Origin of the sequence: Ideonella azotifigens (genome assembly GCF_006519715.1) — a bacterium.
GTDB lineage: Bacteria > Pseudomonadota > Gammaproteobacteria > Burkholderiales > Burkholderiaceae_C > Ideonella > Ideonella azotifigens.
In genome coordinates, this window is sequence record NZ_VIDT01000522.1 from 1 (window position 1) to 4,004 (window position 4,004).

Genomic DNA, 4,004 nt, shown 5'->3' on the forward strand with positions numbered 1-4,004 from the left:
CAGGCCGCGGGCGAAGCGCGAGGCCAGCTGCGGGTTGATGGCGTCCAGCTCGATCACGCGGTCAGCCCAGAACACGTAGCCTGCCGCGTCGGTGCGGTGGAAGGCAGCCGGGTTCATGGCGGTCAACGAGAACAGCAGCGCGCGTGCGCGGTTCGGGTTGCCCAGCGTGAAGTCCGGGTGCTGCATCAGCTGCTTGATGCGGGCGAAGACCTTGCCGCCGCGCTCGGCTGCGCGGCCCTGCAGTGCAAACCACTTGTCCAGCACCAGGGCCTCGTCCTTGAACAGGGCGTGCATGCGCTCCAGCGCAGGCGTGGCCAGTTCGGCATGGGCGTTGACCAGCGCCTCGATGGCGCCCAGGCGGTCGGTCATGTTGCTGGCGTCCTTGAAGCGCTGGTAGGCGCGGCCCGGCCAGACGTTGTCGCCACTGGCCACGGCATGGCGCACCAGCATGGCCAGCGCCAGGTTGGTCAGCGCGCGTTGGCCGCTCTGTTCCGCGTTGGGCAGGTAGCCGCCGCGCACCTGGTAGTGCTCGAAGGCCCAGGCCCAGTCGGCCTGCAGCGCGCTGGCCAACTGGTCCAGCATGGCTTCGCGGGCGGCGTGCAGGCGCTGCGGGTCGATGTTCTCGACCAGGTCGGCCACGTAGATTTCGGACGGCAGCGTGAGCGCCAGTTCCTTGAACGCCGGGTCCAGAGAAGGGTCGCGCAGCAGCGTGCGCAAGGCTTCGACGAAGGCCGCGTCCAGCACGGGCGTGTCGTCGTGGGTCAGCGCGGCGCGCAGCGCATTCACGCCCAGGCGCTGGGCGGCTTCCCAGCGGTTGAAGGCATCGGTGTCGTGCGCCATCAGCACCAGCAGGTCGGCGTCGGACAGGCCGTCCTTCAGCAGCACCGGGGCCGAGAAGCCGCGCAGCAGCGAGGGCACGACGTCAGCGGTCGGCAGGCCGATGAAGGTGAAGCTCTGCTCGGCCTCGGTCATCACCAGCACGCGCTCGGTGCCGGCGGGTGCATCTTCGCCTTCCAGCTGCAGCTGCAGCGGCTGGCCGTTGCGGTCCAGCAGGCCGATGGCGATGGGCAGCAGGTTGGGCTGCTTGTAGGGCTGGCCGGCGGAAGGCGTGTTGGACTGCGACAGGCGCAGCGTGTAGCGCCCGCTTTCGGCGTCGCTCTCGCCGTGCGCGACCAGGCGCGGCGTGCCGGCCTGGGCATACCAGCGCTTGAACACGTCCAGGTGCTGGGCCAGCGCGCTGTGCGGGTTGGCATCGGCCATGGCCTGCGCGAATTCGTCGCAGGTCACGGCCTGGCCGTCATGGCGTTCGAAGTACAGGCCCATGCCGGCGGCAAAGCCTTCGCGGCCCACGAGGGTGTGCATCATGCGCACCAGCTCGGCGCCTTTTTCGTAGACGGTGGCGGTGTAGAAGTTGTCGATGGCCTGGTAGACATCCGGGCGCACCGGGTGGGCCATCGGGCCGCCGTCTTCAGGGAACTGGCGCTCGCGCAGCGTGCGCACGTCGCCGATGCGGCGCACCGCGCGGGCCGACGCGCTGCCGGCCATGTCCATCGAGAATTCCTGGTCGCGGAACACGGTGAGGCCTTCCTTCAGCGACAGCTGGAACCAGTCGCGGCAGGTGATGCGGTTGCCGGTCCAGTTGTGGAAGTATTCGTGGGCGACCACGCTTTCGATGCCGTCGAAGTCGACGTCGGTCGCAGTGGCGGTGCTGGCCAGCACGAACTTGGTGTTGAACAGGTTCAGGCCCTTGTTCTCCATCGCGCCCATGTTGAAGTCGTCGACCGCGACGATCATGAAGCGCTCCAGGTCCAGCGGCAGCTTGAAGCGGGCCTCGTCCCAGACGATGGAGGCGATCAGCGAGTTCATCGCGTGTTCGGTCTTGTCCAGGTCTCCGCGCTTGACGAAGATCTGCAGCAGGTGGTCCTTGCCCGAGCGGGTGCGCACCCATTGCTCGCGCGCCACCAGGTTGGCCGCAACGATCGCGAACAGGTAGCTGGGCTTGGGGAACGGGTCGTGCCACTTGGCATAGTGGCGGCCTGCGTCCAGCTCGCCTTGCTCGACCAGGTTGCCGTTGGACAGCAGCACGGGGTACTTCTTCTTGTCGCCGCGCAGCGTGACGGTGTAGACGGCCATCACGTCCGGCCGGTCCTGGAAGAAGGTGATGCGGCGGAAGCCTTCGGCCTCGCACTGGGTGTAGAGCCCGCCGCCGGAGGCGTACAGCCCGCTCAGCTGGGTGTTCTTCTCGGGCGAGACCGTGTTGCGGATCTCTAGCGTGAAGGCATCGGCCGCCGGAGCGTCGATGATCAGCAGCGCGCCCTCCTGGCGGAACGAGACGCTGTGGCCGTCGACCAGCACGCGCAGCAGGTTCAGGTCTTCGCCGTGCAGCTTCAGCGGCTGCACGTCCTGCGTGGTGTTGCGCTCGATGGTCAGCTTGCTCGAGACGATGGTCTTGGTGGCATCCAGGTCGAAGCACAGGTCCGCGCGGCGGATCCAGTAGGCCGGGGCCAGGTAGTCTTCTCGGCGGATCAGGGGGGCAGTGCCTTCACGCATCATGATGTTGGGCGTCCTCGTGGGTTCAGTTGTTTTCGGCGTGGGCGCCGGGTGCGGTTGGCCGGGTGGGCTGTCCGCCCCGGCCCAGGCGCCGGCCCGCGGGCCGGCGTCAGGTCAGGTCAGTCGGGTTCGGTCGGTTCAGGGGCGCGGCAAGGCTCACAGGCCTTGCTTGAGGCTGGCGGCAATGAAGCCGTCCAGGTCGCCGTCCAGCACCTTCTGGGTGGCCGACACTTCGACGTTGGTGCGCAGGTCCTTGATGCGGCTCTGGTCCAGCACATAGCTGCGGATCTGGTGGCCCCAGCCGACATCGGTCTTGGTGTCTTCCAGCTTCTGCTGCTCTTCCATGCGCTTGCGCATCTCGAAGTCATACAGCCGCGAGCGCAGGCGCTTCCAGGCCACGTCGCGGTTGCTGTGCTGGCTGCGGCCGTCCTGGCACTGCACGACGATGCCGGTCGGGATGTGCGTCAGCCGCACCGCAGAGTCGGTCTTGTTGATGTGCTGGCCGCCGGCGCCGGAAGCGCGGAAAGTGTCGGTGCGCACATCGGACGGGTTGATGTCGATCTCGATAGAGTCATCGACTTCCGGGTAGACGAACAGCGAGGCGAAGCTGGTGTGGCGGCCGCCGGCCGAGTCGAACGGGCTCTTGCGCACCAGGCGGTGCACGCCGGTCTCGGTGCGCAGGTGGCCAAACGCATACTCGCCTTCGACCTTGATGGTGGCGCTCTTGATGCCGGCGATGTCGCCCGGCGTTTCGTCTTCCATCGTCGTCTTGAAGCCCTTGCGCTCGCAGTATTTCAGGTACTGGCGCAGCAGCATGCCGGCCCAGTCGCAGGCTTCGGTGCCGCCAGCGCCGGCCTGGATGTCGATGAAGCAGTTGCTCGGGTCGGCCGGGTTCGAGAACATGCGGCGGAACTCGAGGCCTTCGACCACTTCGCGCAGCTTGTCGGCGTCGGCCTCGATGGCCAGCAGCCCATCCAGGTCCTCGTCGGCCTTGGACATGTCGTACAGCTCGGTGTTGTCCGAGAGATTGCTGGTCAGGTGGTCGATGGTGCCGACCACTTCGTCGAGCTGCTTCTTTTCCTTGCCCAACTCCTGCGCCCGCTTGGGGTCGTTCCAGATGTTGGGGTTCTCCAGCGTGGCGTTGACTTCGTTCAACCGCAGTGCTTTGCGATCGTAGTCAAAGATACCCCCGTAGATCGAGGGTGCGCTGGGTCAGGTCGGCCAGCGAGTTGCCAATGGCATTGATGCGTTCGATGTCCATGACGGATCCTTGTCTTCTATCTTGTCCAAACCCCATATTTTCTCACGGCGGGCGCTTTGCTCGGGGTATATCCCGGCCTGGAGGGCGGCCGCAGTCGGGCATTCGGTGGCGGGATTGACCTGACAATCCTTTCGGGGCCGCCGAATGGCGCCCCGCATGCCAGGTCGTATCGCCGTTTTCTTGCCCATGACAC

General features: G+C 66.5%; 3 protein-coding genes. All 3 read right to left on the bottom strand.

The window, feature by feature from the left end; translation table 11 throughout:
* Positions 1-2,550 (bottom strand): aminopeptidase N (gene pepN, locus FKP22_RS23260; RefSeq protein WP_141290053.1); only part of this gene is annotated, 2,550 nt, incomplete at its 3' end.
* A 156-nt stretch (positions 2,551-2,706) separates the two neighbouring features.
* Positions 2,707-3,811, bottom strand: a protein-coding gene (gene prfB / locus FKP22_RS23265) for a peptide chain release factor 2 (protein WP_141290052.1) whose coding sequence is annotated in 2 segments (ribosomal slippage) — positions 2,707-3,729 and positions 3,731-3,811 — 1,104 coding nt in all. Because the reading frame shifts where the segments join, the coding sequence is not laid out codon by codon here.
* On the bottom strand, positions 3,763-4,004 hold a 242-nt coding region (locus tag FKP22_RS33540), incomplete at its 5' end, for a hypothetical protein (protein ID WP_211361539.1). The genes FKP22_RS33540 and prfB, both read right to left, overlap by 49 nt.